The 384-nt window shown below is 69.8% G+C and carries 1 pseudogene; it reads right to left on the bottom strand.

The features are described from left to right. Window positions 1–384, bottom strand: a pseudogene (locus FOY91_RS21470) (transposase); the annotation flags it as partial.

The raw sequence follows: 384 nt of genomic DNA, 5'->3' as shown, positions 1-384 counted from the left end.
GATCGGTCCGTCGAGCACCATCGGCGCGACCATGCCGGTGCGGCGCAGCCCGGCGACGAGGGTGGTGGTCTTCCAGTGTCCATGAGGTACGCCCGAGCGCAGGCGTTCGCCGCGCCGGCAGCGACCATGCCGCCGCGCCATGTTGGTGGACGCCCAGGTCTCGTCGATGAAGACCAGCCGCTCGGGATCGAGGTCGAGCTGGCCGTCGAACCACTCCTCCCGGCGCTTCAGGACGTCGGGGCGGTCCTGCTCGGTGGCGTGCGCGGTCTTTTTTTGCGCGTGATCCGGTGCCGGTCGAAGAACCGCCACAGCGTGCCGATCCCGACCGGCGTACCGCGCCCGGCAAGCAGCGCCTGCAACTCGACCAGCGTGATGTCGTCCTTC

The sequence above is a fragment of the Alterirhizorhabdus solaris genome (assembly GCF_007785815.1).
Lineage (GTDB): Bacteria > Pseudomonadota > Alphaproteobacteria > Sphingomonadales > Sphingomonadaceae > Alterirhizorhabdus > Alterirhizorhabdus solaris.
The sequence above is the reverse complement of the archived record's forward strand: the minus strand, read 5'-3'. Positions and strand labels throughout refer to the sequence as shown.